The sequence below is a fragment of the Agriterribacter sp. genome (assembly GCF_035444585.1).
Taxonomy (GTDB): domain Bacteria; phylum Bacteroidota; class Bacteroidia; order Chitinophagales; family Chitinophagaceae; genus Agriterribacter.
Genome location: NZ_DAOMOZ010000333.1, coordinates 1 through 3,307, shown reverse-complemented (window position 1 = coordinate 3,307; position 3,307 = coordinate 1). Strand labels below are relative to the sequence as shown.

Annotated in this window: 3 protein-coding genes; 2 read left to right on the top strand and 1 reads right to left on the bottom strand. The window is 46.7% G+C overall.

Going from position 1 to position 3,307, the window contains the following annotated elements:
• Nucleotides 1–462 (bottom strand): aldo/keto reductase (locus tag PLH26_RS21090; RefSeq protein WP_324587993.1); only part of this gene is annotated, 462 nt, incomplete at its 3' end.
• Nucleotides 463–876: 414 nt separating this feature from the next.
• On the opposite strand from PLH26_RS21090, the gene ric reads away from it, so the two are divergent.
• Nucleotides 877–1,836 carry an iron-sulfur cluster repair di-iron protein gene (gene ric, locus PLH26_RS21085; RefSeq protein ID WP_324587992.1) on the top strand — a complete coding sequence of 320 codons (960 nt, stop codon included), beginning with the start codon at nucleotides 877–879 and terminating at the stop codon, nucleotides 1,834–1,836.
• A 98-nt stretch (nucleotides 1,837–1,934) separates the two neighbouring features.
• Nucleotides 1,935–3,307: NAD(P)/FAD-dependent oxidoreductase (locus tag PLH26_RS21080; RefSeq protein WP_324587991.1), on the top strand; the 1,373-nt coding region annotated here is incomplete at its 3' end.

The window sequence follows — 3,307 nt, the reverse complement described above, 5'->3', positions numbered from 1 at the left end:
CGGCAGCCCGGTAAAGCCGATATAGCGCGCCTTACCGCTTTCTTTTACTTTAAGTGCTGCGGGTATGGCCTCGTTGAGCAGTTGCTCTTCGGTGCCAAATTCTATGTCGTGGATCTGCAGCAGGTCTACATGATCCGTTCTTAACCTTTTCAGGGATTCATCAATACTGCTAAGCACCCGCTGATATGAAAAATCAAAGTGAGTGGCATACCTGCAGCATTTGGTAGCCAGTATGATATTCTGTCTTTTTCCTTCCAGCGCCTTCCCCAGCCTGGTTTCGGCAAGGGTATCCCCGTAAAAGGGTGCTACGTCAAAAAAATTGATACCGTTATCTATGGCATAATGTATAGCGTTTATACCTTCCTGTTCTTCCACAGGCTCAAAAACATTGCCTACCGGCGATACGCCAAATCCCAGTGCCGATATGCTTAAAGCCGTTTTACCGAGGATGCGGTATTGCATGATGATCTTAAATTGAAAGATGCGTAATTGTTTCCTGTTCCGGTGTTTATCGGGAATGTTGCCGTCCCGGTTCGTGGCTTCACGAAACGGAAGTTGAAAAGCTGAGGCTGTCTCAAAAGTTATGTTTTGCCAGTAAGACACTAAAACACGAAGAAAATGAAATCTGAAGATCAGGGCTTTGTGGCTTAGTGTCTTTGTGGCATATCTTCCATACCGGCCTTTTGAGACAGCCCCAGGATATTGACCTGGCATTGGTTATTCAGCGGCTGGCAAGTTACAAACTGATTTTGATTTTACCTGAAAATGACGCAACGTCATTGATTTGTAAAATAAAAATAATAAAAGTAATTAAATACTTTTATTATAAAAAAAGTTTAGCTTTGCGCTATAATTAAATTTTAAAACAGTACCGACATGGATACCATTACAGAGAACATATTGAATGTAACCCTGCTGGAACCCCGGCAAAAGCATCCTACCATTTTTGCAAGGTTCGATGAACTGGAAGAGGGAGAAAGTCTTACCATTCACAACGACCATGATCCCAAACCCCTTTATTACCAGTTGCTTGGGGAAAGAGGCGATATTTTTACATGGGAATACCTGGAGCAGGGTCCCGCATGGTGGAAAATACGCATCAGCAAACGCGTTACCGGCGAAAGCGATGAAACACTGGGAGAAATTGCGGCTAAAGATCTGCGTAAGGCCGAGGTATTTAAAAAATATGGGTTAGACTTTTGCTGTGGCGGCAAGCAAACAGTGAAAGAAGCCTGTGCGGAAAAAGGTATTGATGTGACCAAAGTGGAGAAAGAGCTGCAGGAGGCGGATAAAAATCCTACCGCACGCCCTTTACCCTATAATGACTGGGGGCTTGATTTCCTGGCAGACTATATTGTAAATACACATCACAGCTATATACGCAAAACATTACCCGACATAAGAGCTTATGCTTCAAAGGTTGCACAGGTACATGGCGCGTATCATCCGGAACTGATCCCCATCCAGCAACTGGTAGAGGAAGTGAATAAAGAGCTGAGCGAGCACCTGGTGAAGGAGGAAAAAATATTATTTCCCTTTATCAAGGAACTGGTAATGGCAAAAGACAGGAGCCAGTCGCCGCGGGCGGTGCAGTTTGGCAGTGTGCAGAATCCCATACATATGATGGAGGCTGAACATGAAACAGCCGGCAGGTGTATGGAAGAGATCAGGACGCTCAGCAATAATTATGCACTTCCCGGAGATGCCTGTGCCAGCTACAGCCTGCTGTTTAAAATGCTGGATGATTTTGAGGAAGACCTGCATATTCATGTGCATCTCGAAAACAATATACTGTTTCCCAAGGCAATAGCACTGGAAAAGCGCCTGAATCCATGAAAAGCCCTGATCCCTCCATCTGAGCCGCCATCAGACCCGGTGTTGTATTTTCCGGATTGATATTTTGGTTTGGTGATTTATGGAAAATACGGGTCTGAATGAGCGGCTACCCCCGAAGGATGAAGCCACCGGCGAATAATGGACACGGATACAGAACAATTGAAGCCGGAACCGGCTGCGGAATGCGCGGAACAATTTTGGCACATCATCAAAATGGCTATATCATGGAAATTCCCGGCAAATTATCAACGCAAAAAAGGGTGGTAATAGTAGGAGCAGGTTTTGCAGGACTCGCCCTTGCAAAAAAGCTGTCACCCATATACTTTCAGGTAATACTAATAGATAAGAATAATTATCACCAGTTCCAGCCGCTCCTTTACCAGGTGGCTACGGCCGGACTGGAACCCAATAGCATCAGCTTTCCACTGCGCAAAGTATTTCAAAAAAAGAAAAACGTATTTATCCGCATTGCGGAAGTAACGGCTGTTCACCCCGCCGATAAAAAAATATCTACCTCAACAGGTGAACTGGAATACGACTTCCTGGTGCTGGCTCATGGCGCCGTTACCAATTATTTTGGTATGTCCGACATTGCACAAAATGCCTTTTCCATGAAATCGGTATCGGAAGCATTGCTTTTGCGGAACACACTGCTGCAAAATTATGAGCAGGCGTTGATCGCCCGGAGCAGTGAAGAAAGAGAGGCACTGTTGAATATTGTAATCGTTGGCGGAGGCCCTACAGGCGTTGAGCTGGCAGGAGCCATAGCTGAAATGAAAACACAGATCCTGCCGCGCGACTATCCCGAGCTGAACTTTGACCATATGCAGATCCACCTTGTTGAAGCGGCTCCCAGGCTGCTAAACGGAATGAGTGAACAGTCTGCTGCGAAGGTTAGGTCTTACCTTGAAGCGCTCGGGGTGAAAGTGCATGCGGGCATTTCGGTTAAGCGCTATAACGGCTATACTGCGGCGCTGAGCAACAATGCTACCCTTTACACGCATTGCCTTATATGGGCAGCGGGTATAAAAGGCAGGGCATTAACCGGTGTTCCGGCCGAAACCCTGCGAACCAACGACAACATCTCCGTAGATGAGTTTAACCGGCTGAAGGGCCAACATAGTATTTTTGCGCTGGGTGATGCTGCATGGATGCAAACACCAGCCCATCCCCGGGGATATCCCCAGGTTGCTCCCGTGGCAATGCAGCAGGCTGTGCAGTTGGCAGATAATTTAAAAAGGCTGGTACAGCAAAAAGAAATGAAACCTTTTAGGTATAGGGATAAGGGAAGCATGGCAATTGTGGGGAGAAACCGTGCCGTTGCCGAATCGGGAAAAATAAGGCTGCGGGGGTTTGCCGCATGGATTGCCTGGTTGCTGGTGCACCTGATGTCTATTATCGGTGTTAAAAACCGCTTGTTGATCCTGGTGAACTGGATGTGGCAATACATTACCTACGACCAGTCGCTGCG

Bases quoted from the DNA above. Each gene is read 5' to 3' on its own strand.
- ric (WP_324587992.1), top strand. From the start codon at position 877: ATGGATACCATTACAGAGAACATATTGAATGTAACCCTGCTGGAACCC.